Genomic DNA, 26,456 nt, shown 5'->3' with positions numbered 1-26,456 from the left:
TGGGAGGCAGCCATGGCGCTGTTGAACTTCAAGAAAAAGGCCCCTGCGGGGGCACCCACCGTCACCCCCGAGGTCGAGGCCTTCCTGAAAGGCTATTCGATCGAGGTGATGCCGCGCACGGCCGAAAAGGTCGAGGATTTCCGCGCCCTGCTGCCCGAAGGCACCCGCGTCTATATCGCCCATATCGAAGGCACACCGATCGAAGACATGGTGGCGACCGCCAAGCGTCTCAACGCAGACGGTTACCCGGTCATGCCGCATTTCCCGGCGCGTATCATCAAGGACAAGGCCACCTTGGCCGACTGGATCGCGCGCTATCAAGGCGAAGCGGACGTGAAACAGGCGCTTCTTCTGGCGGGCGGTGTGGAAAAGCCGCATGGCGATTTCCATTCCTCGATGCAGCTTCTGGAAACCGGCCTGCTCGATCAGGCGGGGTTCACCCATCTGCACGTGGCAGGACACCCCGAAGGCAACCGTGACATCGACCCGAACGGTGGGTCGAAACTTGTCGACGAGGCGCTGCAATGGAAGCAGAAGTTCTCGGAAACCACGGACGCGCAAATGGCGCTGGCCACCCAGTTCGCCTTTGACGCCGGTCCCATTATCAAATGGGCCGACAGCGTGAAAGCCGCTGGCGTGGACATCCCGATCCATATCGGCATCGCAGGCCCCGCCAAGCTGCAAACCCTGATCAAGTTCGCCATCGCCTGTGGCGTCGGCCCCTCGCTGAAGGTGCTGCAGAAACGCGCGATGGACGTGTCCAAGCTGCTCATGCCCTATGAGCCGACCGAGGTGATTGCCCAGCTGGCCGCGCACAAGGCGGCCAACCCGGATTTCAACATCACGGGCGTGCATTTCTTCCCGCTGGGCGGGATCAAGACCAATGCAAATTGGGCCATCAACAACGGCGGTGCCAGCACCGTTCCCGCAAATCCCGCAAAGGACGCGTAAATGACTCGCACCATCGTCGAATCTGCTTCGAAAACCGCCATCATCGGCTTTGATCAGCCTTTCACCGTGATCGGGGAACGGATCAACCCGACCGGTCGCAAGATCCTGAACGCCGAGTTGGAAGCGGGCGATTTCAGCCGCGTCGAAGCCGATGCTTTGGCCCAGGTTGCCGCCGGCGCGACCATTCTGGACATCAACTCGGGCGCCGTGTTTTCGGGCAAGATGGCCGAAGACCCGCGCTATGCCGACAACAACTTTGTTGAACCCACGCTGATGCGTGAACTGATCGAGAAGGTCCAGGCGGTCACCGACTGCCCGCTCTGCATCGACAGCTCGGTCCCCGGCGCGCTTGAGGCCGGGCTTGAGGCCGCCAACGGCCGCCCGCTTCTGAACTCGGTCACCGGGGAAGAAGAGCGGCTGGAGATGGTCCTGCCGCTGGTCAAGAAATACAACGTTCCGGTCGTGGCGATCTCGAACGACGACACCGGGATTTCTGAAGACCCGGAGGTGCGCTTTGCGGTCGCCAAGAAGATCGTCGAACGCGCCGCAGATTTCGGCATTCCCGCGCATGACATCGTGGTCGACCCGCTGGTCATGCCGATCGGCGCGATGGGCACCGCCGGGCTTCAGGTCTTTACCCTGGTGCGCCGCCTGCGCGAAGAGCTGGGCGTGAACACAACCTGCGGCGCCTCGAATATCTCGTTCGGCCTGCCCAACCGGCATGGCATCAACAACGCCTTCCTGCCAATGGCAATGGGCGCCGGCATGACCTCGGCGATCATGAACCCAGTCGCGCTTCCGGTGGGTCCGAAGAAACTGGCGGAAAAGAAAGCCGAGGTTGAGGCCAGCGGCATCATCCTGCCCGCCGACTTGGACGACGAAGCCTTCTGCCAGATGTTCGGGCTTGGATCGACCAAGCCGCGTCCGGGCAAGGAAATGGAAGCCATCCGCGCTGCCAACTTCCTGACCAACAACGACGAAGCCGGGGGCGCTTGGATCCGGTTCAACCAGCCGGCCGGCGGTGCCGGTGGAGCTGCGGGCGGTCGTCGCGGGGGCCGCCGCCGCCGCGGCTGAGACGCGCGGGTCTGATCGCTTCACATCCTGGCAACCATGCCCGAAGTAAGCTTCGGGCATGAACGCAATGCACAGACACCCCGCCCTGGGCGCCGATTGGCTTTCTCAAATCTTCCGTGCAAAGGCGGTGGTCACGGGCGGTGTCGTCCGGCGGCGCGTCAGGGACGTGGAACGCGAAATTGGCCGCGACGCGCTGGAACTTGAGGTGCGCAAGCGTGGCTTTCACATGATCGAATGCGGGGACCACTTCGTCATCCTGTGCACACGTGACCCGGTACAGATCATTTGCTGAGGGCGCAGGTGAAATTTTCTAGAAAATTTCGATACACAAGATTTTTCTAGAAAAATCTATCAGGCCGCACCGTGCGTCGCGGTCAGACCCTACCGCGACGCCTTCTGCCCTTGCTCTGTCACACCTGCGGGTTAAAACAAGGAAAAAGGGAAAGACGCGCGCACATGTCGAAAGATCCACTGGTCATTTTCACCCCCTCTGGCCAACGGGGGAATTTCCCCGTTGGCACCCCCATTCTGACCGCAGCCCGGCAATTGGGCGTCGATCTGGATTCTGTCTGTGGCGGGCGGGGGATCTGTTCCAAGTGTCAGATCACACCGTCCTTCGGTGAGTTTCCGAAACACGGTGTGACCGTGCGCGAGGACGCCCTGTCGGACTGGAACGCCGTCGAACAACGCTATGACGACAAACGCGGGCTTCCCAAGGGGCGCCGCCTGGGCTGCCAGGCCACAGTCCAGGGCGATGTGGTGATCGATGTGCCGCCGGAAAGCCAGGTGCACCGCCAGGTCGTGCGCAAACGTGCCGAGGCGCGTGATATCACTCTGAACCCGTCCGTCCGGCTGCAATATGTCGAGGTGGAACAGCCCGACATGCACAAGCCCACCGGTGATCTGGAGCGGCTGTGCACGGCGCTGAGAACGGCGATGGAGCTGGACACGCTGGAGATCGACCCGAATCTGCTGCGCGAATTGCAGCCGGTGCTGCGCAAGGGCAACTGGACGGTGACGGCTGCGGTGCATACCGGCGACGCAACCCGCCCGCCTTCGATCTGCGCGCTGTGGCCGGGGTATTATGATGGACAGGTCTATGGCCTGGCGGTGGACCTTGGATCGACCACCATCGCGGCACACCTGTGTGACCTTCAAACCGGTGACGTCGTCGGCTCATCGGGCATCATGAACCCGCAGATCCGCTTTGGCGAAGATCTGATGAGCCGGGTCAGCTACTCCATGATGAACCCGGGCGGTGACTTGGAAATGACGCAAGCGGTGCGCGAAGGACTGAACGCCCTCTTTGTGCAAATCGCGGCCGAGGCCGAGATCGACAAGTCTCTGATCCTGGACACGGTGTTCGTGATGAACCCGGTAATGCACCACCTGTTTCTGGGCATTGATCCGTTCGAATTGGGTCAGGCACCGTTTGCTCTGGCGACATCCGACGCGCTGAACCTGCGCGCCGCCGACCTTGACCTGGTGCTGAACCCCGGCACGCGCAGCTATCTGCTGCCCTGCATCGCGGGCCACGTGGGTGCGGACGCGGCAGGCGTTGCCTTGTCCGAAGCGCCAGACAAGTCCGACGATCTGGTGCTGGTCGTGGACGTGGGTACCAACGCGGAAATCCTGTTGGGGTCGAAGGCGGGCGTTCTGGCCTGTTCCTCGCCCACTGGCCCCGCCTTTGAGGGCGCGCAGATCTCCAGCGGTCAACGCGCCGCCCCCGGTGCGATCGAACGGGTCGAGATTGACCCCATCACCAAGGAACCGCGCTTTCGCGTCATCGGCTCGGACATCTGGTCGGATGAACCGGGCTTTGACGAAGCGATCGCAACCACCGGCATCACCGGCATCTGCGGCTCGGGCATCATCGAGGTGGTTGCCGAGATGCGCCTGGCCGGCATCGTCGATGGCCCCGGCCTGATCGGCAGCCCGGACCAGACCGGCACTGCGCGCTGTTTCCAGGACGGGCGCACCTTTTCCTATCTGCTGCATGACGCTAGCGCCGAGGGTGGTCCGGTGATCAGTGTGACCAACGGCGACATCCGCGCGATCCAGATGGCCAAGGCGGCGCTCTATTCCGGCGCGCGCCTGCTAATGGACAAGCTGGAGGTCGACAAGGTTGACCGGATCGTGCTGGCGGGTGCTTTCGGCGCGCATATCAGCCCGAAACACGCGATGGTTCTGGGCATGATCCCCGATTGCGAACTGGACCGCGTGACCAGCGCGGGCAACGCGGCGGGCACCGGGGCACGCATCGCGCTGCTCAACACCGACGCCCGGCGCGAGATCGAAGCCACTGTGACCGCGATCCACAAGGTCGAAACCGCGGTCGAGCCCCGCTTTCAGGAGCATTTCGTTAACGCCAGTGCAATCCCGAACTCGGCCGATCCTTTCCCGATCCTGAATTCCATCGTCACCCTGCCCGATGCGACCTTCAACACCGGTGGCGGCGATGGGGGCGGGCGCAGGCGGCGCAGGCGCGGCTGACAGGTTTGCCAAGTGTGCCCCGATCTGCCAACCTGAGGTTGTATCATCGCGGCCTCGGGGGACATCAGGATGCGCAAAATCGTGCTCTGCATGGATGGCACCGGCAATGAAATCGGTGACCGCGAAAGCAATGTGCTCAAGCTTTACAAGGCGTTAAAGCAGAACGACCGACAGCTTGTACATTACACACAAGGCGTCGGCACCAATGACGGGCAACGGATCTGGGTCCTGCGCTGGTGGCAGCAGGCACGCGCCCTGGCCGGGCTGGGCTTTGGTCTGGGGCTGGAGGATGACGTGTTGGATGCCTATCGCTTCCTGTGCGAAAACTGGAAGAGTGCCAAGGATTACATGCATAAAGCCGGATCCTCGGACAGCGACGCCTTTGCCGCCGACCAGATCTATATCATCGGCTTTTCGCGCGGCGCTTACGGCGCGCGCGTGTTGGCCGGGTTCATCCACAATTTCGGCCTGGCCGATCCCAAGGACCTGCACCTTGTGCCGCAGGTGTTTCGTGCTTATCGCCGGATCCCGGATTTCGACAAGGGCACACCTGCGCGCGAGGTGTTTTTGAAACTGCGCCAGTACGACCGCGTCCTGCGCCCGCGCAATTCGGCACCGATCCGCTTTGTCGGCCTGTTCGACACTGTGAGTTCAATCGTGCGTTTTCGCCGCATCGCGCACAACTTGCGCAGCTATGGCAGCCCGATGGAGCTGGGCACCCACCCGAACGTGGACGCCAATGTCACCGTGCGCATCATCACCCAGGCGCTGGCGATCGACCATCGCCGCACGCTGTTTCGCGCCAAACACTGGCGCAAGGGCGCGCGCGACTATTACCCGACCCGGTTTCGCGTCGCCTCAACCCGCCGGCGGCAATATGTGCGGCAGCGCTGGTTTCCCGGTTTTCATTCCGACATCGGCGGCAGCCCGGCCGAGGACGAAGCGGGTATCGGCAAACTGTCCCTGGTGTGGATGATGAAAGCTCTGGCGCGGGCCGAACGCGATGCCGACCGCGAAGACAACGCGGCGCGGATTGCCGCGGGAGATCCCCCGCTGCCAGACCGTGCCACGCGCCACCACGGCCTGCTTTTCAACCCGAACAACTGGCGCTGGCATGTGCTGGGGGAAGACCCCAGCAAGAAGACCCTGACCGGTCTGCCCTATTCCCAGCCCGACCCTCTGGCCCCGATCCACAATTCGATCTGGGGCAAGGGCAAGCCCACTGGCATCTGGGCCTGGGCGCTGCTTGAATTTCTGCCCAAGTCGCTCAAGCGCCGCGAGCCGGGGCGCCCGGTCTGGTTTCGCCGCGGCTGGATATGGTACCTGCCGCTGTTCGAACCGCGCCGCATCCCGGACCACCATGAGATCGACCCCAGCGCCTATACCCGACAAGGCACACCTGCGGCGCGCTATGATCCGCCCAACCTGCCGCCAGAGCGCGCGCCGGGCACAATAGACGATTGACCCCCACGCCCACCCGCGCTATCCCGTGCCTCGCCCGGGCGGGTGTAGCTCAATGGTAGAGCAGGAGCTTCCCAAGCTTAAGACGAGGGTTCGATTCCCTTCACCCGCTCCATTTCCCCGTTCCAGACCGACCTGACGCCGCGTCGTGCGCATGTCGCATTGCGCCGCGCGCCGCAGGCTGGCATGGCTGGGAAAACCGGAGGCGACCATGACCAACCTGCCCTATCTTACCCCCCTGACCGGAGAGGTCCTGCGCGCTGCAGGTGTGCCGGAAGGTTGGGATTTTGGCATAGCCGACAAGGTTCGGTTCTATGAGCTGGACGCGCTGAACCACGTGAACAACGTGGCCTATCTGCGCTGGTTCGAAACCCTGCGCATCCCCTATTTCCGCGACTATCAGGTGTCGAGCTATCGTGCGGACGATCCCCAGCTGGTGCTGATGACGAACGCCGCGCGCTACCACGCGCCGCTGTATCTCAACGACAGCTATGTCGTCACCGGGCGCACTGTTTCCTATCGCAACACGTCGTTTCGGATGGAATACGCGGTGTTTACGGAAACCGGCCTGAAGACCACCGGGGAAAGCGTGATCGTTTGTCTGGAGCAGGACGCAAAGACCAAACGCCCCTTGCCCAAGGCCGCAATTTCGGCGTTTCAGAGCCGCGACGGCGCGGTGCAAGAATAAGGCGGTTTCCTGCCGCAGACCACATCACGTGGTGACAACCCCGGCGCCGTGCCCTATATTTGCCCGCAATACGGGCGTCAGACCCGTGGATGCAGAGGCAAAGCCGCAGCGCGCGGCGTAACAGGCAAGGACGGGCAGATGACGACCTTTTCCAGACGTGGATTCATGATTAGTGCGGGCGGTGCGGCCCTGGTAACGGCCGGCTGTGCCAACGGCGTCGGCTCGCGCGGGGGGGCGGCGATCGACGCGCGCACCGACACCACGCTGAATTACCTTTACAACCGCTATCCCGGCACCCGGGATCTGGCGTCGAAGTCCACCGGCATGTTGGTCATGCCGCTTGTGACCGAGGCCGGTCTGGGCATCGGCGGCTCTTATGGCCGCGGCGCATTGCGCGTGGGCGGGGCGACGGTGGATTATTACCTGCAGGCGCAGGCCTCGATCGGGCTTCAGATCGGCGCGCAGCAATATGCCCACGTTTTGTTTTTCATGACAGACGAGGCGCTGTCGAATTTCCGGACCTCGGCCGGGTGGGTCGCGGGCGCGGACATCAAATACGCGATTCAGAGCCAGGGCGACCGCCTGTCGGCCGACACAATCACGTCGCTCACCCCGGTGGTGGCGGTGGTGTTCGGCCAGGCCGGGTTGATCGCGGGCGCCACGATCGAAGGCACGAAATACACCCGCATCATCGCCTGATCGCAGGCGTGTGGGGAAGATGAGGGCAGCCGTCGGGCTGCCCTTTTGCGTGTGTGCCTCAGCCCAAAGCGCGCAGGCGCTTGATCAACGACGAGGTGTCCCAACGCCCGCCACCCAACTGCTGCACATCCTTGTAAAATTGATCAATCAGCGCGGTGCCCGGAAGCGAGGCGCCGTTTTCATCCGCTGTGGCCAGGCAGATGCCCAGGTCCTTGCGCATCCAATCCACGGCAAATCCATGCTCGAATTCATTGTCAGCCATCGTTTCGTGCCGGTTCACCATCTGCCAGCTGCCCGCTGCACCACCCTGGATCACATCGACAACCTCGCGAATGTCCAGCCCGGCTTTTTCGGCAAAATGAAGCCCCTCGGACAGGCCCTGCACCAGTCCCGCGATGCAGATCTGGTTCACCATCTTGGTCAGCTGCCCCGCGCCGCTGTCGCCCAGGCGCTTCACGGTTCGGCCATAGGCCTGCATGATCGGCTCGGCCGCTTCATAGGCGCCCGCCGCGCCGCCACACATGATCGACAGGACCCCGTTTTCGGCCCCCGCCTGACCACCCGACACCGGCGCGTCGACAAAGCTGACGCCAAGCGCGTCCGCCGCCGCGTGCAGCTCACGCGTGACCTTGGCCGACACCGTGGTGTGATCAACAAATCCCGCGCCCGGCGACATGCCGGCAAACGCGCCCTCATCGCCCAGGCAAACCGCCCGCAAATCTTCGTCATTGCCAACGCAGGCCATCACGAAATCGGCCCCCTCGGCCGCCGCGCGAGGGGTGGCGCAGGCTGTGCCGCCATGCTCGGCCGCCCAGGCTTCGGCCTTGACGAAAGTCCGATTGTACACCGTGACCTCGTGACCTGCCGCCACAAGATGCCCTGCCATCGGGTATCCCATGACCCCGAGCCCAAGAAACGCGCATTTTGCCATGACGGCCCCCTTCGATGATTGTATATGGTCCTGATGTTCCTTCCTAACGGGCCCAAAGCCCGCGTCAATATGTGAGGCCCAATGGCACGTCTGTTTCGCTGGCTCATGCGCATCTTTACCACCGTCGTTGTTGTCGCGGTTCTGGCTGCCATTCTGGTCTATTACTTCGCTTCGCGCTCGCTGCCTGAATATGATGTGACGCGTCAGGCGCGGGGGCTGTCTGCGCCGCTGGACATTGTGCGTAGCAACGCCAACGTGCCGCATATCTTCGGTGAAACCGATGCGGACGTGTTTTTTGGCCTTGGCTATGCCCATGCCCAGGACCGTCTGTGGCAGATGACCATGTTGCGGCGCACCGCGCAGGGGCGCTTGTCCGAAATGTTCGGTGAACGCACCTTCCAGGTTGATGAACTGATGCGGCGTCTGGATATCTATCGCCTGGCACAGGCTTCGGTAAAGGTGCAGGACGCCGACACAACGGCCGCGCTCATCGCCTATTCCGCCGGGGTGAACGCCTGGCTGCAACGCGTGAATGATGAAGCACTTGGACGCGGTGCGCCGGAATTCTTCCTGTTTTCCAATGATCTGAGCCCCTGGCGCCCAGCCGACAGCCTGGCCATCATGAAATTGATGGGGGTGCAGATGGCAGGCCACGTGCAAGCGGAAGTTTTGCGTGCCCGTGTCAGCCTGGCCCTGCCCCAAGCGCGTGTGGCCGACATTCTGCCAGACATGCCCGGCAGCGCAATCGCCGCCTTGCCTGACTTCGCGGCGCTGTTCGACGGGCTTGGTCCCACCCACGATTTCGCGGCCCTGTCACCCAAGGCTACACCGTTCCTGAGCCCGATCGCTCCACGCGGTCAGGCCGGCGCCTCTAACGCCTGGGCCGCTGCCCCCAGCCGGTCTGCGGCTGGCGGCACGCTCTTGGCCAATGACCCACATCTGGGCCTGTCCGCCCCCTCAATCTGGTACCTGGCACGTCTTGAGCTGTCGACAGGTGGCGTGATCGGCGGCACCATCCCTGGCCTGCCGGTGATGATGGTCGGGCGCAGTGCCGATTTCGGCTGGGCCCTGACCAGCTCCTACCTCGACGATCAGGATGTGTTCATCGAAGAACTGAACCCAGAAAACCCCGACCAGGTGCGCGGGCTCGGCGGGTTCGTGGCGATGCAAACCCGCCCCTCGATCATCAAGATCAAGGACAAGGCCCCGGTGACGATCAACCTGCAATGGACGCAGAACGGACCGATCCTGCCCGGCCATCACTATGGTCTGGGCGCTGTCACTCCGCGCGGTCATGTCGCATCCGTGGCCTGGACGCTTTTGACCGCCCAAGACCGGTCGTTGGGGGCCGGGCTGAAGCTGATGCGCGCGGGAACCGTGGCCGAAGGCATCGCCGCGGGGGAACACTTTGTCGCGCCCAGCCAGAACGTGATTATGGTCGACGGGCAAGAGATTGCGATGAAAACCTTCGGCGCGTTGCCACGACGGAGCGCCGACCATCAGTCCCAGGGCCGCATTCCAGCCCCCGGTTGGCGGGCCGAGAACCGCTGGGACGGGGTCGAAAGCTATGCCGCAAATCCCGAATTTCTGTCACCCTCTGGCGGGATCGTCGGCAACACCAACAACAAGGTGGTGGACCGCCCCTTCCCGCTTCATGTCTCATTTGACTGGGGCGACAGTCAGCGGGTGCTGCGCTGGCAACGCCTGATGCAAAACCGCGAAGTGCACACGCGCGAAAGCTTCATCGAGGCGCAGTTGGACACCGTGTCCAGCACCGCGCGCACCCTTCTGCCGCTGGTCGGTGCGGATTTGTGGTTCACCGGCGAAGCTGCGCCCGAGGGCACGCCCGAACGCGCCCGGCAACGCGCGTTGGACCTTCTGGCGAACTGGAACGGCGAGATGAACGAACATCTTCCCGAGCCGCTGATCTATTCCGCCTGGATGCGCGCATTGCAGACACGGCTGATCCGCGATGAGCTGGGGCCGCTGGCGGGCAGTTTCACCCATATCGAACCTCTTTTTATTGAACGCGTCTTTCGCAACATCAGCGGCGCTGGAATCTGGTGTGACGTGATCCAGTCCGCCGCGGTTGAAACCTGTCCGCATATGGCCCGCATTGCGCTGGATGACGCGCTTTTGTGGGTTGAGGAACATCACGGTGGGGAACAGGAAAGCTTGCGCTGGGGTGATGCGCACACTGCCGCCCATGACCACCCGGTTCTGGGCGACGCGCCGCTTTTGAAGTTTTTCGTGAACATCCGCCAGTCGACTTCGGGTGGTGACAACACGCTGATGCGCGGCCTCAGCTCAGGCATTGATCCAGCGCCGTTTCAGAACGTGCATGGCGCCGGCTATCGCGGTGTATACGACTTCGCTGACCCCGACAGTTCGCTCTTCGTCAGCGCCACTGGCCAATCCGGGCATTTTCTGTCGCGCCACTATGATGACCTGGGCGAACTTTGGCGGCGGGGCGAATACATCCCTATGTCGCTGGACCCGGATTTGGCCCGGGCGGCCTCGGTCGGCATCACCCGGCTGATCCCGGCCGAAAACTAACACACGCGAAGATACCCGGGGGGTCTCCCCTTCCCTGCTTGCTTGGAACCAGCAAGAAAGAGCGCGCAGCGCCCTAGCCTAAAGATCGTCCGAAAGGAGGGGTGTCCCATCCCTTACGGGAGGTAGGCCGCGCCGCACTCGGATTGTGGTTTCCACCCTGATGCACCTACAGGGCGGCGTATTCCGCAGCCTGACGCGCGGTCCAGGTGACGGTAAGGTCCCAGCCCTCTTCACCCTGTGCCTCATCATCCACGATGCCTTCCTGGAAAAGCCAGGCGCGCTGGCGCCCATCGGCAAAGCCCAGATGCAGAACCTCGGTGGTGCGCGGCTGGCCCAGTTTCTGCTCAACCGCGTCGAACAGATCATCCAGCCCTTCGCCGGTCAGCGCCGAGATCGCGATGATGTCGTCCGTTCGGCCTGCTTCGGTCACCCGGGCGTCATGGTCGCCTTCGTCCAGCAGGTCCAGCTTGTTCCACACCTCAAGACGTGGCGTATCTTCGTTCACGCCCAGGTCGGACAGGATGGTTTCCACGTCGCGGGCCTGTTCGTCGGTTTCATCATGGCTGATGTCGCGCACATGCAGGATCAGATCTGCGGCCAGAACCTCCTCCAACGTCGCACGGAAGGCGGCGACCAGCTGCGTGGGCAGATCGCTGATGAACCCCACGGTGTCGGACAAAATCACCTTGCGCCCCGCGCCGCCGCTGGGGTTTGGCAACTCGATCGAGCGCATGGTCGGGTCCAGCGTGGCAAACAGCATGTCCTTGGCCATCACCTTGGCTCCGGTCACCCGGTTGAACAGGGTCGATTTTCCGGCGTTGGTATAGCCCACAAGGGCCACGATCGGGAACGGCACCTTGGCGCGCGCGGCGCGGTGCAATTCGCGGGTTTTCACAACCTTTTCCAACTGGCGGCGGATGCGGACCAGCTGGTCGTCAATCGCGCGCCGGTCGGCCTCGATCTGAGTTTCGCCGGGGCCGCCGACAAAACCCAATCCGCCGCGCTGGCGTTCCAGGTGGGTCCAGGCCCGCACCAAACGCGTGCGCTGATAGGACAAGGCGGCCATTTCGACCTGCAACACCCCTTCACGGGTGCGCGCGCGGTCCGAGAAGATTTCCAGGATCAGACCGGTCCGGTCGAGAATTTTAACCCCCCAGTCTTTTTCCAGATTGCGCTGCTGCACCGGAGACACCGGGCCGTCGATCAGCACCAGGTCGACCTCGGCGGCCTTCAGGCGTTGGCGGATTTCTTCAATCTTGCCGGTGCCGAACAGGTGGCCGGGATGCGGCTTTTTCAGCCGCACCACCTCATGCCCCACAACCTCCAACCCCGGAAGGGCATCGGCCAACGCCACGCCTTCGGCCAGCGCCGACACGGCTGTGCGGCGATGGGCGTCAGAGGTCAGCTCTGGATGAACGACCCAGGCGCGGGTCGCCAGCTCTTCGGTTGAAGTCGGATCGGTCAGCTGTCGTCGCCGTCATAAAGGTTAATCGGCTGGGTCGGCATGATCGTCGAGATCGCGTGTTTGTAGACAAGCTGCGATTGTCCGTCGCGCTTGAGCAGCACGCAAAAATTGTCGAACCATGAAATCACGCCCTGCAATTTTACCCCGTTGATCAGAAAAATTGTCACCGGTACCTTGGTCTTGCGAACATGGTTAAGAAAGGCATCCTGCAGGTTTGCTTTGTCGGCAGCCATCGCTTATTTCCTTTTTTCTATCGTGCTGCCGGGCCCCCGGCAGGTCGTTCCATTACAGGCGAGTATGAAACGGCTTTGCGCCAGATTCCAGCCCCAAAATGCGAAACGCTTTCCCCTAGGTCAGCGGCGCCCGTCAGCGTTTCCAGGTGTCTGGGTTCAGCAGCGCGATGATGGCCAGGGTTTCCAACCGGCCCAGCACCATCGCGCCGGCCAACACCAGCTTGGCGAAGTCCGACAAATTGCCGTAGATCACGGGCTCGACCGCCGCGACACCGGCCAAAGGCCCGGTGGTGGTCAGCGCTGCAACCGTCAGCACCATCGCATCGTCGAACCCCTCGCCGGTCAGGGCAAACAGAACCATGACAAGGGCCACGGACATCGACATCAGCATGAAAAACACCCAGGCCATATAGGCGCCGCGCCCACGCAGGTGGCGGGCCTCGCCCCCGGCGCCGCCCACAGACGACGGATGCACAAGCTTGTCCATTTCGCGCATCCCGTGTTTATAGAGCGCATAGACGCGCAACAGTTTTGCGCCCCCCGCCGTGGTCGCAACCCCACCACCAACCAGCGCCAGCCCCATCAGGATAAGCCCCGGCGTCTGCAAGCCGGACCAGTTGCGACTGGAGGCCCAGGCCTCGCTTTCGAACCCGGCGGTGGTCAGGAAACTCATCACCGTGAAGGCTGAACCCCACAGCGCACCCAGACCGGCCAGAAGGTTCATCTCTTCCTCGACCTCATAGGCGCCGAGCCAGTGCCGCAGGAACAAAAACAGCGGCACAGCGGTGACCAGAACGGCGGCCAACCGGATTTCAGGGTCACGCCGCAAAATCGCCACGTCGGTGTTGATCCCGTCACTGGTGAACGTCAGGCGCGACACTGCGAAAATCAGAAAGATCGCGATCAGCGCTTCGCCCAGAAAACCCGCGCCGCCGCTACCGACAGACCCGTCCAGCGGTGTGATACCGCTGGTCGCCAGGGTGGACAGCGCATGGCAGAAGGCGACGAAGGCGGAATCCCCGGCCAGGATCAACCCGATCCACAGGGTCAATGTCAGCCCGGTGTAAATCGGAAACAGCTGCGCACCGAAGGTGCGGATGCGTTGGCTCAGATCCGCCACCTGGTCAATCTGACTATGGCTCTCACCCGAGGCCCAATTGCGCCGCGCGCGCACCTCAAACCCACCCAAGGCCATCGGCGCCAGAATCGCCACCGCGCCGACCCAGATGAACAACCCGCCCATCCAGCCCACCAAGGCACGCCATAAATGCACGCTGTCTGGCAGACGTCCGGGGTCTTCAAACAGGGTCGCGCCGGTGGTGGTCAGGCTCGATACCATCTCGACATAGGCGTTCAGAAAGGTGGTGTTTCCCACCGCCTGGTGGAAAGGAGCGGCAAGCATGATTGGCAACAGAACGAACAGACCCAGCAGCGCCTGCAAGTGGCGGCGCGGGTGATTTACCCGTTGTCGCCCCGCCATCGCAATCGCCAGAAACGAAGTCAGGAATCCGAACAGCAGCGCGCCATAAAAAAACACCCGCGCGACATGGAAATCGGACGTCACCCGCGCATGCAGCGCCGGGATCAGCATCGCCAGCGCCCCGATCCCCATCAGGATCACCAAAAGCGGAAGTCTGCCGATCCGCTCCCACATCAGAAGAAGTCGATCGTGACCTGCAACAGGCGCTCAACCTCGGGCACGTCGGACGCCATGCAGAACAACGCGATCACGTCGCCTTCGTCGATCCGTGTGGCGCCGGTCGGGCGCAGGACCTCCTGCCCTTTCATCACCGCGCCGACCAGCACGCCTTCGGGAAAGTCGATATCCCGGATCGCCTGGCCGGCAATCGGCGAGGTCGACAGCACCTGAGCTTCGATCACCTCGGCCTCGGCATCGCCGATGGAATAGACGCCGCGGACCTTGCCATGTCGGATATGGCGCAGGATCGAGCTGACCGTGGTGGTGCGTGGGTTGATATAGGCGTCGACGTCCAGCGGGCCCATCAGGCTGACCAGCGACGGGTCATTCACCAGGCAGATCGACATTGGGCAGCCCGCGGCCTTGGCTCGGACTGAAGCCAGCAGGTTTACCTTGTCGTCATCCGTCACTGCCAGGATCGCGTCGGCCTTGGACACACCCGCCTCTTTCAGAAGGTCGATGTTCATGCCGTCCCCATGCAGAACCACGGTGCGCTCCAACTGGTCGGCGGCGGTTTCGGCCACCGCACGGTTCAGCTCGACCACCTTGGCACGAATGCGGTCGGTGCGCTTTTCCAGCGCCTCGGCCACCGCAAGGCCAACGTTGCCGCCACCAAGGATGACCACACGTTCCTGCCGCTTCACCGACTTGCCGAAAATCTCCAGCGTGCGGTCCACGTCCTCGGACACCGCGAAAACATAGACCTGATCGCCGGCAAACAGCTGATCGCCCGCTTCGGGGGCGAATAGCGTGCCATCACGACGCACGCCGACAACGATTGTGCGCAGGGTGGAAAACAGGTCGGTCAGCTGGCGCAACGGCGTGTTGACCACCGGGCAATCCTCGTCCAGCTGAATGCCCAAAAGCTGCGCGCGGCCATCCAGAAAGCTTTCGGTGTCAAAGGCAGACGGCGCCGACAGGCGACGCAACGCGGCCTCGGCCACTTCGCGTTCGGGGCTGATCACCACGTCGATCGGCAGGTGATCTTGCCGATACAAATCCGCCACAATCGCATCGAGGTAGCTTTGCGAGCGCAGCCGCGCGATCTTGCGCGGCACGGCAAAAACCGAATGCGCGACCTGGCAGGTGACCATGTTCACCTCGTCCGAATGGGTCGCGGCGATGATCATGTCTGCATCCGGGGCGCCCGCGCGCTCCAGAATGTCAGGGTAAGAGGCAAAGCCCGCGATCCCCTGCACGTCCAGCGTGTCAGTGGCGCGGTGCACCAGTTCGGGGTTGTTGTCGACGACCGTCACGTCGTTCTTTTCGCCCGACAGGTGACGCGCAATCTGCCAGCCAACCTGACCTGCGCCGCAGATGATGACCTTCATCGCAAAGCCCTTTCAAAGCCTTTCAAAGACCGACCAAAGGCATGGCAGAGCCCGTCGCGGGCGTCAATCCTCTGCGCCGTCTTCCGCCACATGGGCGACCCGCGCCCCTGCTTTGTTCGACGTCACGACACCCAGGCTTTTCAGCTTGCGGTGCAGCGCGCTGCGCTCCATGCCGACGAAATTCGCGGTGCGGCTGATGTTGCCGCCGAACCGGTTGATCTGGGTCAGCAGGTATTCGCGTTCAAACGCCTCACGCGCCTCGCGCAGGGGCAACATCGCCAGCGCGCCCGACAGGACCACGCCCTGCCCGTCTTCGGCCTCGCTCACCGGGTCCGCGCTGGGCAGTTCTCCCGCCGAAATCGGTCCGGTCCCGTCGCCCAGGATCAGCACCCGCTCGATCACGTTCTTCAGCTGACGCACGTTGCCGGGCCAAGGCATAGTCTGCATCATCGCCGCCGCCTCTTCGGACAGATCACGCAGAGGCAGGCCCTGCGCCTTGTTGAACGCGTCGATGAAATGCGCCGTCAGTTCCGGGATGTCCTCGCGTCGGTCGGTCAAGGCCGGCACGAGAATTGGCACCACGTTCAGCCGGTGAAACAGCTCTTCACGGAACCGCCCTTCATCAATTTCGCTCTGCAAGTCTTTGTTTGTACTTGTAATAACGCGGATGTCGACGCTGACCTTTTCAGACCCGCCGACGCGTTGGAATTTCTGGTCGACCAGCACGCGTAGGATCTTGGATTGGGTGCCCAGGGGCATGTCGGCGACTTCGTCAAAGAACAGCACCCCACCGTTGGCTTCTTCCAAGAGCCCCGGATCGATACCGCGCTCGGCGGATTCACGGCCGAACAGCACTTCTTCCATGCGTTCCGGCTCGATCGAGGCAGAATTGACGCTGACGAAAGGCGCATTGGCACGGTCGGAATTGGCGTGAATGAAGCGCGCGGCAACTTCCTTCCCGGCCCCGGCCGCCCCGCTGAGAAGCACGCGACCGTTGGACTTTGTGACTTTTTCCAGCTGTGCTTTCAAAGCCTTGAAGGCCGCACTTGATCCAATCATCTCGGCGGAACTGACATCACGTCGCTTCAACTCAACGTTTTCTCGACGCAACCGGCTGGTCTCCATCGCGCGTGTGATCACAACCATCAACTGGTCGATGTTGAACGGTTTCTCGATGAAGTCATAGGCGCCCTGCTTGATCGCAGCTACCGCGATTTCAATGTTGCCATGACCCGAGATGATGACAACAGGCACCTCGGGATGTTCACGCTTCACCATCTTCAGGATGTCGATCCCGTCCATCGCCGAGTCTTTCAGCCAGATGTCCAGAATCATCAACGCGGGCAGTTCGGCCTTCACCGCTGCCACTGCCTCGTCCGAGGTGCCCGCAAGTCGGGTGGTAAAGCCTTCGTCCTCCAGGATGTCCGAGATCAGCTCTCGAATATCGCGCTCATCATCTACGATCAGGATGTCACTCATTGTCAGGGTTCCCCACTCGAAATCTTGTCATCATACTCAGTCCTCCAAAGGCAGCCGGATCTCGGCCATTGCGCCCCGATGCGCGTCTGGCGCAAACTCGGGCGCGTCGGTCAGCGCAAGGCTGCCGCCGTGTTCTTCAATGATCTTCTTCACAATGGGCAGGCCCAGCCCGGTGCCCTCTGCGCGGGTTGTCACATAGGGCTCAAACAACCGCGCGCGATCTTCCGGCAGGCCGATTCCATTGTCGGAAATAGTGATGCACGCCTCGTCCATCTGGACCTCCATCGTGATCCTCACCTCGGGCGCATATCCATCCGGTGCGCCGATTTTCTCAAGGCTTTCCGTGGCTTCGCCTGCGTTCTTGATCAGGTTGGTAAGTGCCTGACCGATCATTGTCGCGTCCAGCTCGGCCAGCAAAGGCCCGTCTGGCAAGTCGTCGACAATGGTCACCCCCTCCTGCCCGGCTCGTTGCAACACGACCGCGTCGGTGACCAGTTTCACCAGGTCGACTTCACGTCGCTCGGGCTCCGGCATCCGGGCAAACTTGGAAAACTCGTCCACGATACGGCGCAAATCGCCGGTCTGGCGCACGATCACGTCGGTGTATTGATCCAGCGCCTCGGTATCGATGCCCTCGACCTTGCGGAACTTGCGCTTGATGCGTTCGGCGGACAGCTGAATGGGCGTCAGCGGGTTCTTGATCTCATGCGCAATGCGGCGTGCGACGTCACCCCAGGCGGCCATGCGCTGCGCCGAAACCAGGTCAGTCACGTCGTCAAAGGCGACCACATAGCCTTCAAGGTTGCCGTCGTCTCTGCGCCGGGTGGCCATGCGCACCAGAAGGCTTTCCTGCTTGCCCTGCCGGGTCAAGCGGAGCTCTTGCTGGGTGGTTTCCCGCTTGCCAGTGGCCAGAACATCCAACACCGGCGCAAATTCGGGCACCAGAAGCGCCAAGTCGTGGTCCAGCACCGCGGCCTCTTCGACATCCAACAGCCGCATTGCGGCCCGGTTCAGGAAAGTTACGCGCCCTTCATTGTCCAGACCCATCACCCCCGCCGTGACAGAACCAAGGACGCTGTCAAACAGGCGGCGGCGGCGTTCGATCTGCTGGGTGTTGTCCAAAAGGCGGTCTCGTTGGCCCTTCAGCTGACTGGTCATCTGGTTGAACAGACGCCCCAGATCAGTGATCTCGTCGTCGCCGTCATCCTCGATCACCCGCGCGTCAAGATCGCCCGCACCGACCCGCTGCGCGGCGGCGGCCAAGCGCCCCACGGGCGTGGACAATCGTTCGGCGAACCACATGCCCACCCAGATCGCCCCGATGATCAGGATCACCGCAAACCCGACATAAATCAGGCCGAATTCGAACAGGAGCGTGCCGCGCTGGCTCTCCAATTGGTTATAGAATTCAACGGTTTCCTGGGTTTCATCCAGAAGGTTCAGGATCTCGCCGTCCACATCGCGCGAGATATACAGTAAGTGGTCCGAGAACGCTTCGAGATGCACCAACGCGCGAAATTCGTTGAGGTCCCAATCTTCGATGATGACGACTTCACCCTCCAACGCACGGGCCAGATCGGCCGCCGAAGGAGGTTCGAAATCGAACAGGTACGACCGGTCGCCGCGTACCCGGATGTCGCCATCGGAATTGACAATGTACGCCTCACGCAACCCCCTTTGAATCCGTGTCTGACCCTGGGCAAGCAGTGGACGCAGCGCGTTATCAGGCAGAATGCGGCTGCCCTGACGCGAGAGGTTCAGGAAATTGGCCAGCGCCTGAGCATCCTGTTGCAGCCCGTCGCGGTGTTCTTTTTCATAGGCCTGCGCGGCGGCAAGGGAATTGCCGACCACGCCGCTCACCCGCTCGGAAAACCAGCCCTCAAGGCCCACGTTCACCGTCAGCACCGCGAAGACGGCGACAAGCACGGTGGGGATCAGCGCCAGAAGCGCAAACACCCCGGTCAGACGCAGGTGCAACCGCGAGCCTGCCGATTTACGCCGCCGCGCCGCGATCATGCGGGCCACGCCAGACAGGACCATGGTGGCGACGACGAGCACATAAACGATGTCGGCCAGAAGAATCAGCCTCAGTGCCGTGCTTTGCGCACCCTGATCTAGCGGACCAAAAATGAGGAAGGTGACAAGCGCCAGAATGGGGCCAAGGGTGACCAGGCCGAAGCTCGCCCATGTTTGCGCCTTGCGCAATCTGCGCAGGCGTATCAGCCGCTCCCAGGTTGACTTACGTGTTGCACCTCGTGCCACCACGCCACCCCATCATAACGCCGCGAAACCGCAGCCTACCGCCGAGCGCAAGCCCCGATCTGACGCCGGAATGCCACGCTCTGTGGCACTTTTACATCAATTTGCGCCGCCGTGTCACCTCGATTCCCAGCTCGGTGATCTTTTTACGCAAGGTATTGCGGTTGATGCCCAGCAAATCGGCACATTTAGCTTGGTTGCCGCCGGTCGCATCCAGCGCGATTTCAATCAAAGGCAGCTCGAATTCGCGCAAAACCCGCTGGTATAGCCCGGCCGGGGGCAGCGCGTCGCCGTGCAGGTCGAAATACCGTTGCAGGTGGCGTGCGACGCTGGCCGACAGCTTTTCGCCCTCGACCGCCCGCGGCAATACCCCGCCCGACGGCGCGCCCAGAGTGATCTCGACCTCGGCGCGGGTGATGTCCTGTTCGGTACCGGTGACCAACAGCCGTTGCATGGTGTTCTCAAGCTGGCGCACATTGCCGGGCCAGGGATAGGCGCGCAGGGTGTCGCTGGCCTCATCGCTCAGGCGGCGCGGCCCCAGCCCGTCGCGTTCGCCGCGGTACAGGAAATGTTCGGCCAGGGCGGGAATGTCCTCGACCCGATCGCGCAGGCTGGGCACCGGAATGGTGACACCGCCAAGACGATAATACAGGTCCTGGCGGAACGCGCCCTGCTCCAATTTCGCCACCATATCCGCCTGAGCGGTGGCCAGAATGCGCGGCGCCGGGTCGCCCAGGCTGTCCAGCATCCGGGTGACCCTTGCCTGAGCTTCGTCGTCCAGATCGCCGATTTCGTCGAACAAGATTGTCCCCTGCCCGGCGCGCGCCAGCACCTGCGCCGGCCCGTCGATCGGGCTCAGGTCATCCGGCGTGACCACCACGAAGGGCGCATTGCGCCGGTCGGAAAAGTCGTGGATCGCACGCGCAATCAGGCTTTTCCCGGTGCCGCTTTCGCCCGTCACCAGCACGGGAAGATCGGTGTTCATCACCCGCGCCACCAGCTTGTAAAGCGCCTGCATCGCCGGGGTGTGCCCCACCAGCGGCAGGTCATCGCCCGCCTCAGCCGTGCGCGTGAAGGTCGGGCGGATCCGCTTGCGCTCCAACGCGCGGCTGGCGCGTTTCATCAGGTCGGGCAGGTCGAACGGCTTGGGCAGATAGTCAAACGCCTCGGCCTCGGCAGCTTGAATGGCGGTCATGATCGTGTTCTGCGCCGATATGACAATCACCGGCAGATCGGGGCGCATTTCAGCGATTTCAGGCAGCGCTTCAAGCCCGTTCCCGTCGGGCATGACCACGTCGGAAATGACCAGATCGCCGCGCCCCTCTTCGACCCAGCGTTTCAGCGTCACCAGCGACGAGGTCGCATGCACTCGACATCCGGCGCGGGTCAGCGCCTGGGTCAGAACTGTGCGAATGGTGCGGTCGTCATCTGCGACCAGAACGGTGCCGTCCATCGGTCAATCTCCTTCAACAGGTTTGGGGGCAACGGGGAGCGAAATGCGAAACACGGTGCGCCCCGGCACGCTGTCGAGCGTGATCCAACCGTCGTGGTCGGAAATGATCTTGGAAACCAGCGCGAGACCCAGCCCGGTGCCGTTTTCACGCCCCGACACGAAGGGTTCGAACACCTGGGCTGCGATCTCGGGCGGGATGCCCGGGCCGTCATCGATGATCTCGACCTGAAGCGGCAGCGCGGCCCCGGTACCGTCCTTGCGCCTGAGCCGAAGCGCGTGGTCATAGAAGGTGCGCAGCGTGATCGTGCCGCCGCCCGCACAGGCCTCGGCAGCGTTTTTCATAAGATTCTGAAACACTTGAAGCATCTGGTCGCCGTCCACATGGGTTGGCGGAAGCGAGGGGTCGAATTCCTCCACGATGGCCATATGTGCGGCAAAGCCCACCCGCGCGGACCTTTTCGCACGATCCAAAAGGTCGTGCACGTTCACCACTTGGCGCGCGGGTGGGCGCAGGTTGCCGAATTGCTCGACCTGGTCGAGGAGCGCCACGATGCGGCGGCTTTCAGCCACGATCAGGTCGGTCATTTCCTGATCCTCGGGCGCCAGGTTCATCGATAGAAGCTGCGCCGCGCCGGTGATGCCCGCGAGCGGGTTCTTGATCTCATGCGACAGCATTTCCGCCATGCCGATGGCCGAGCGCGCGGCGGATTTCGCGCCGTGGGCATGGCCCAGCCGGTCCGAGATCTGGCGCGGCTGTAGCAGCATCAGCACCTCATCACTTGCCGAGAGCGGGGCGATCTGAATGTTGCACTCCACCGGCGGCGCGTTGCCCGATCCAACCGCGACGGTATTGATGAACAAAACCCCGCGATCCCGGCGCACGCGCGCAAACGCATCGTCAAGTCGCGCGTCGATATGCAGCCGGTCGAACACCGGGCTGGTCAGAAGACCTTTCGCGCCGGTGTTCAGGAACAATTCGGCGGCCGTGTTCACCTGAGAGATCCGATCCTGCCCGTCGATCAAGATCGCGGGGATCGGCAGCGACGACCACAGGGTTTCTGCATCCATCATGCCGCCCGCCTTTCGCTCATGGCCTCAGGGATCAGGCTCAGAACACGGGCCGGGTCGCGCGACGACAGGACCTCGCGGCGCAGATCGGGCGGGGTCACGACCCCGTCCATGTACCAGCCCAAGTGCTTGCGGATCACCCGCGCGCCCAGCTCTGGGCCATAAAAGTCCAGCGACGCTTCGTAATGCTCGCATACAAGGTCGACCAGCGCGACCCCGGTGGGAATAATCGGCGCGGGCGTGTGATACAGCGCCTGCGCGATCTCGGCCAGCAGCCAGGGCCGCCCCCCGGCCCCGCGCCCGACCATCACCCCGTCAGCCCCGGACGCCGCCAGCGCCTGACGGGCTTTCAGCGGGCTGGTGATATCGCCATTGGCGATTACCGGGATTTCAACCGCGTCTTTCACAGCCCGGATCGCGGACCAGTCGGCGTGGCCCTTGTAGAATTGACAGCGGGTGCGACCGTGGATGGTGATCATGCGAATGCCCGCATCCTGCGCGCGCCGCCCCAGGTCGGGCGCGTTCAGGCTGGAGTCATCCCAGCCCAGCCGGGTCTTCAGCGTCACCGGCACGCGGACCGCGCCGACGATCGCCTCGATCAACCGCTGGGCATGGTCCAGATCGCGCATCAGCGCCGATCCGGACAACCCGCCCACCACCTTGCGCGCCGGGCAGCCCATGTTGATGTCAATCAGCTTGGCCCCGTTGGCTTCGACCATGCGCGCGGCCTCGCCGGCCCAGTATTCATCGCGCGCGGCCAGTTGTACGGCGGTGTTTTCCAGCCCGAAGCCAAGCTCGGCCCGTTCGCGCACACCGGGTTTGGCCTGCACCATCTCCTGGCTTGCCACCATCTCGGACACCACCAATCCGGCGCCAAACCGCGCGACGATCTGGCGAAACGGCAGGTCGGTGATCCCGGCCATCGGGGCCAGAACCACGGGTGGGTCCAGGGTCAGAGATCCGAGCGGGATCGACATGCTTATTCCTTGTGCAACTGCAGTGTTTGTCCCCGGCGCCTTGAGAAACAGCAACTTTTCTGGGCCTCGGCGCCGCGAAAACCCCATTTTGCACAAATATTGAGCAGTTTCCAGCAGCGAAACCGCCCCATTGTCCTTGAATTCGGCACCACGTAAACAAGGAACCATGAAAACAGCCGCCATCATCGTCGCCGCAGGTCGCGGCACCCGCGCGGGCGGGGATTTGCCCAAACAATGGCGCGTTCTGGCCGGGCGCCGGGTCGCCGATCACAGCGTTGCCGCCTTTGCCAGCCATCCGCGCATCGACCAGGTGGTCCTGGTCCTGCATGCCGACGACCTGACCCAGGCCGAAAGCTTTCCGGGCGTGACCATCGCCATCGGCGGCGTGACGCGCGACGCCAGTGTGGTGGCGGGGCTTGAGGCACTGGCCGGTGATCCGCCCGAGGCGGTGTTGATCCACGACGTGGCCCGCCCTTGCACCCCTGCCCGCGTGATCGATGACGTGATCGACGCGTTGGCGCATTCCGGCGGCGCGGCCCCGGCGCTGGCCGTCACTGACGCGCTGTGGCGCGGCGCGCACGGCAAGGTTGCGGGCACAGAGAACCGTGACGGGCTTTACCGCGCGCAGACCCCGCAAGGCTTCCGCTTTGCTGCTATCCTGGACGCCCACCGCGCCCATCCCGGTGGGGCCGCCGATGACGTCGAGGTGGCACGCGCGGCGGGCCTTGACGTCGCGATCGTACCGGGCGATGAAAGCAACCTGAAGATCACCCGCCCTGAGGACTTTGCCCGGGCCGAAAAACTGCTGAGAGGTCCGATGGATATCCGAACCGGCCAAGGCTATGACGTGCATGCGTTCGAGGATGGCGACCACGTGGTCCTATGCGGCGTACGCATCCCGCATGACAAGGCGCTGAAAGGCCATTCCGACGCTGACGTCGGCATGCACGCGCTGACCGATGCGATCTATGGCGCGCTGGCGGATGGCGATATCGGACAGCATTTCCCGCCCTCGGACCCACAGTGGAAGGGCTGTGAAAGCCACGTGTTTCTGACCCATGCGGTCGGGCGCGCCACTGCGCGCGGCTTTGCGATTTCGAATGTGGATGTCACCCTGATCTGCGAACAGCCCAAGATCGGGCCGCACGCGGTCGCTATGCGCACCGAACTGGCGCGGCTGACCGGGCTGGACCCCGACCGTGTGTCGGTGAAGGCCACCACATCCGAGCGGCTGGGCTTTACCGGCCGCAAAGAAGGCATTGCCGCGCAGGCCGTGGCAACGCTGATCAAGCCGTAAGGATTTGAGACCATGATGAAATTCATTGCAACCTTCGGCTATGTCGGCCTGTTGAAGCCCGCCCCCGGCACCTGGGGCAGTGCAGCGGCAATCCCGGCGGCCTGGCTGATCCACTGGGGCTTTGGCTTTCCCGGCCTGATCGTGGCCACCGTCGTGGTCTACTACGTCGGTTGGTATGCCACCGCGCAATACACCAAAGGCACCGGCATCCATGACCCGTCCGAAGTGGTCATCGACGAGGTCGCGGGCATGTTCATCGCGCTTCTACCGCTCTCGGGCGGGTTGTGGCACGCAGGGGTTGATCCGCATATCTTCCCCTATCCCGGCTGGATCGGGGCGTTCCTGGCGTTTCGCCTGTTCGACATATGGAAACCCGGCCCCGTCGGCTGGGCCGACCGCAAACCGGGCGCGCATGGGGTGATGCTGGATGACGTGATCGCGGGGCTTATCGCGGCGATCTGCGTGTCCGCCGCCGCCGCCTTCAGCCATTTGGTGCTGATGTCATGAGCGCCACCGCGTTGCTGGCGCTGTGTCGGGGCAAGGGTCTGCGCATTGCGACGGCCGAAAGCTGCACCGGCGGGCTGGTGGGCGCTTGGCTCACGGACATTGCCGGAAGCTCGGACGTCTATGAGCGCGGGTTCATCACCTATTCCAACACGGCCAAGACCGAGATGCTGGGCGTCAACCCGGTCACGCTTGAGGCCCACGGCGCAGTCAGTGAGCAGATCGCGCGCGAAATGGCCACTGGCGCCCTGGCCCGGTCGCAGGCCGATCTTGCGGTCGCGGTCACCGGCATCGCGGGCCCCGGCGGATCCGAGCACAAGCCCGAAGGTCGGGTGTGCTTCGCCCTGGCCCAGGGCGATGACGTCACCAGTGAAACCATTGAGTTCGGCGCCCTGGGGCGGGGTTTGGTGCGCGAAGCGGCCGCTGAACATGCGCTCACCTTGCTGAAAATCGCGGCAGAGCGGTAAGCCCGCCCTGCCCATTTTCACCGCACTCCCCCAGGAAGTGCGCCTTTTTTTTCAGCAGTTCGAAAAATGCCCGCTTGCGCAGCCGTTTCCGCCATCGCGCCTCTTTTCTTTGCATCCGTTCGCGTCAGAAAGGCCCCCAAACCTGACAACGACCCGATCGGAGAACAAGATGAACGGAGCTGATACCGCCTGGATCCTCGTGGCGACCGCGCTGGTGCTTTTCATGACGCTACCGGGGCTGGCGCTGTTTTACGGCGGGCTGGTGCGCGCACGCAATGTGCTCAGCGTGTTCATGCATGTCTATGCCATCGCCTGTCTGATGAGCGTGCTGTGGCTGGCTTTCGGCTATACCATCGCCTTCGGGCCTGGTGAGTCGGGGCTTTGGGGCGGACTTGGCAAATCCTTCCTGGCCGGAGTCGATGCCGACAGCCTGTCAGGCACTCTGCCCGAGGTGCTGGTGTTTGCGTTCCAGATGACCTTTGCCATCATCACCCCGGCGCTGATCGTTGGTGCCTATGTCGAACGGGTCGGCTTTGGCTTCGTGATGACCTTTTCCGGCCTGTGGATGCTGATCTGTTATGCGCCGGTGGTGCATTGGATCTGGGGCGGTGGCATTCTGGCCGATGGCGGCATTTTCGGCGCCACCGGGGTGATCGACTTTGCCGGGGGCATCGTGGTGCATGAAACCGCCGCCATCGCAGCGCTGATGATCGCCGTTTTCCTGGGGCCGCGCCGTCACCGCACCACCCCGCCGCATTCGCCCGGCTTCGTGATGATCGGCGCAGGCATGCTTTGGGTCGGCTGGTTCGGCTTCAACGGTGGTTCGGCCCTGGCCGCGGACGGCTCGGCGGCGATGGCGATCACCGTCACGCATCTGTCGGCCGCCACCGCGTCGCTCAGCTGGGCGCTGTGGGAGAAGATCAAGTACGGCAAAGCCTCGCTGGTCGGTCTGGTCACCGGCACGATCGCGGGTCTGGCCTCGATCACCCCGGCCGCTGGCGTGGTCGGTCCGGTCGAGGCGCTGGCCATCGGCGCCATTGCCGGCATCCTGTGTCAGGAGGCGGTGAATGTCGTGCGCAACCGGCTCAAGATCGACGACACACTGGACGTCTTCGCCGTGCACGGTGTTGGCGGCATCTTCGGCACGATCATGATCGCGGCCTTCGGCCACGGCAGCTGGGTCGCGCAGCTGGGATCATTGGTGATCGTCGGGCTGTTCACCGTGGTGGTGACCTTCGTGCTGATCAAACTGGTCGCGATGGTGACGCCGCTGCGCGTGGATGCTGAGACCGAAACCAACGGGCTGGACCTGTCCGTGCACGGCGAACGCGCCTACGACATTTCGTCCTGAGGTCGCGTCATCGGGGCAAA

General features: G+C 63.1%; 22 protein-coding genes and 1 tRNA gene. 13 read left to right on the top strand and 10 right to left on the bottom strand.

Going from position 1 to position 26,456, the window contains the following annotated elements:
- Positions 1–12: 12 nt before the first annotated feature.
- From MN188_RS02685 to MN188_RS02650, 8 genes are all read left to right on the top strand, one after another.
- Positions 13–951, top strand: a complete 939-nt coding sequence (locus tag MN188_RS02685) for a methylenetetrahydrofolate reductase (RefSeq protein ID WP_242105832.1) — start codon at positions 13–15, stop codon at positions 949–951.
- The gene (locus MN188_RS02680) at positions 952–2,025 is read left to right on the top strand and encodes a methyltetrahydrofolate cobalamin methyltransferase (RefSeq protein WP_242105829.1); all 1,074 of its coding nucleotides are present in this window, start codon (positions 952–954) and stop codon (positions 2,023–2,025) included.
- A 58-nt stretch (positions 2,026–2,083) separates the two neighbouring features.
- Positions 2,084–2,317: an N-(5'-phosphoribosyl)anthranilate isomerase gene (locus MN188_RS02675; RefSeq protein ID WP_242105827.1), complete on the top strand. Its 234-nt coding sequence runs from the start codon at positions 2,084–2,086 to the stop codon at positions 2,315–2,317.
- Positions 2,318–2,481: 164 nt separating this feature from the next.
- Entirely contained in the window at positions 2,482–4,518 is a 2,037-nt protein-coding gene (locus MN188_RS02670; protein ID WP_242105825.1) for an ASKHA domain-containing protein, read from the top strand.
- Positions 4,519–4,587: 69 nt separating this feature from the next.
- Entirely contained in the window at positions 4,588–5,982 is a 1,395-nt protein-coding gene (locus tag MN188_RS02665) for a T6SS phospholipase effector Tle1-like catalytic domain-containing protein (protein ID WP_242105823.1), read from the top strand.
- 38 nt (positions 5,983–6,020) lie between these two features.
- A tRNA-Gly gene (locus MN188_RS02660) sits at positions 6,021–6,094 on the top strand.
- Between the two features lie 96 nt (positions 6,095–6,190).
- The gene (locus MN188_RS02655; RefSeq protein WP_242105820.1) at positions 6,191–6,667 is read left to right on the top strand and encodes an acyl-CoA thioesterase; all 477 of its coding nucleotides are present in this window, start codon (positions 6,191–6,193) and stop codon (positions 6,665–6,667) included.
- A gap of 138 nt (positions 6,668–6,805) precedes the next feature.
- Positions 6,806–7,366 (top strand): lipid-binding SYLF domain-containing protein, encoded by a 561-nt coding sequence (locus MN188_RS02650; RefSeq protein WP_242105818.1) that lies wholly within the window; start codon positions 6,806–6,808, stop codon positions 7,364–7,366.
- Positions 7,367–7,424: 58 nt separating this feature from the next.
- Here MN188_RS02650 and MN188_RS02645 read toward each other — a convergent pair whose 3' ends face one another.
- The gene (locus tag MN188_RS02645; protein WP_242105816.1) at positions 7,425–8,297 is read right to left on the bottom strand and encodes an NAD(P)-dependent oxidoreductase; all 873 of its coding nucleotides are present in this window, start codon (positions 8,295–8,297) and stop codon (positions 7,425–7,427) included.
- Between the two features lie 81 nt (positions 8,298–8,378).
- Here MN188_RS02645 and MN188_RS02640 point away from each other — a divergent pair, with 81 nt between their 5' ends.
- Complete coding sequence (locus MN188_RS02640; protein WP_242105814.1) at positions 8,379–10,853, top strand: penicillin acylase family protein; 2,475 nt, start codon at positions 8,379–8,381, stop codon at positions 10,851–10,853.
- 166 nt (positions 10,854–11,019) lie between these two features.
- On the opposite strand, the gene hflX is transcribed toward MN188_RS02640, so the two are convergent.
- The 9 genes from hflX to dusB all read right to left on the bottom strand — a co-directional run bounded on the left by hflX (position 11,020) and on the right by dusB (position 22,817).
- Entirely contained in the window at positions 11,020–12,318 is a 1,299-nt protein-coding gene (hflX, locus tag MN188_RS02635) for a GTPase HflX (RefSeq protein ID WP_242107343.1), read from the bottom strand.
- Complete coding sequence (hfq, locus tag MN188_RS02630; protein WP_242105812.1) at positions 12,315–12,551, bottom strand: RNA chaperone Hfq; 237 nt, start codon at positions 12,549–12,551, stop codon at positions 12,315–12,317. Before hfq ends, hflX begins: the two co-directional genes overlap by 4 nt.
- 133 nt (positions 12,552–12,684) lie before the next feature.
- Complete coding sequence (locus MN188_RS02625) at positions 12,685–14,205, bottom strand: TrkH family potassium uptake protein (RefSeq protein WP_242105810.1); 1,521 nt, start codon at positions 14,203–14,205, stop codon at positions 12,685–12,687.
- Positions 14,205–15,581, bottom strand: a complete 1,377-nt coding sequence (trkA, locus tag MN188_RS02620; protein WP_242105808.1) for a Trk system potassium transporter TrkA — start codon at positions 15,579–15,581, stop codon at positions 14,205–14,207. Before trkA ends, MN188_RS02625 begins: the two co-directional genes overlap by 1 nt.
- Positions 15,582–15,644: 63 nt before the next feature.
- The gene (gene ntrX, locus MN188_RS02615; RefSeq protein WP_242105800.1) at positions 15,645–17,060 is read right to left on the bottom strand and encodes a nitrogen assimilation response regulator NtrX; all 1,416 of its coding nucleotides are present in this window, start codon (positions 17,058–17,060) and stop codon (positions 15,645–15,647) included.
- Positions 17,061–17,096: 36 nt separating this feature from the next.
- Entirely contained in the window at positions 17,097–19,322 is a 2,226-nt protein-coding gene (locus tag MN188_RS02610; RefSeq protein ID WP_242105798.1) for a sensor histidine kinase NtrY-like, read from the bottom strand.
- Between the two features lie 91 nt (positions 19,323–19,413).
- Positions 19,414–20,772: a response regulator gene (locus MN188_RS02605; protein WP_242105796.1), complete on the bottom strand. Its 1,359-nt coding sequence runs from the start codon at positions 20,770–20,772 to the stop codon at positions 19,414–19,416.
- Between the two features lie 3 nt (positions 20,773–20,775).
- Entirely contained in the window at positions 20,776–21,843 is a 1,068-nt protein-coding gene (locus tag MN188_RS02600) for a two-component system sensor histidine kinase NtrB (RefSeq protein WP_242105788.1), read from the bottom strand.
- A complete protein-coding gene (gene dusB / locus MN188_RS02595; protein ID WP_242105786.1) occupies positions 21,840–22,817 on the bottom strand; it encodes a tRNA dihydrouridine synthase DusB in 978 nt (325 codons plus the stop codon). Before dusB ends, MN188_RS02600 begins: the two co-directional genes overlap by 4 nt.
- 166 nt (positions 22,818–22,983) lie before the next feature.
- Between dusB and MN188_RS02590 the strand changes: the two genes are divergently transcribed.
- The 4 genes from MN188_RS02590 to MN188_RS02575 all read left to right on the top strand — a co-directional run bounded on the left by MN188_RS02590 (position 22,984) and on the right by MN188_RS02575 (position 26,436).
- Positions 22,984–24,114: a bifunctional 2-C-methyl-D-erythritol 4-phosphate cytidylyltransferase/2-C-methyl-D-erythritol 2,4-cyclodiphosphate synthase gene (locus MN188_RS02590; protein ID WP_242105784.1), complete on the top strand. Its 1,131-nt coding sequence runs from the start codon at positions 22,984–22,986 to the stop codon at positions 24,112–24,114.
- A gap of 12 nt (positions 24,115–24,126) precedes the next feature.
- Complete coding sequence (locus MN188_RS02585) at positions 24,127–24,621, top strand: phosphatidylglycerophosphatase A family protein (protein WP_242105782.1); 495 nt, start codon at positions 24,127–24,129, stop codon at positions 24,619–24,621.
- Positions 24,618–25,085, top strand: a complete 468-nt coding sequence (locus MN188_RS02580) for a CinA family protein (protein ID WP_242105780.1) — start codon at positions 24,618–24,620, stop codon at positions 25,083–25,085. Before MN188_RS02585 ends, MN188_RS02580 begins: the two co-directional genes overlap by 4 nt.
- Positions 25,086–25,254: 169 nt before the next feature.
- A complete protein-coding gene (locus MN188_RS02575; protein WP_242105772.1) occupies positions 25,255–26,436 on the top strand; it encodes an ammonium transporter in 1,182 nt (393 codons plus the stop codon).
- Positions 26,437–26,456 lie beyond the last annotated feature (20 nt).

This window comes from Aliiroseovarius subalbicans, assembly GCF_022678625.1.
Taxonomy (GTDB): Bacteria; Pseudomonadota; Alphaproteobacteria; order Rhodobacterales; family Rhodobacteraceae; genus Aliiroseovarius_A; species Aliiroseovarius_A subalbicans.
This window is presented reverse-complemented; position numbering and strand designations above follow the sequence as displayed.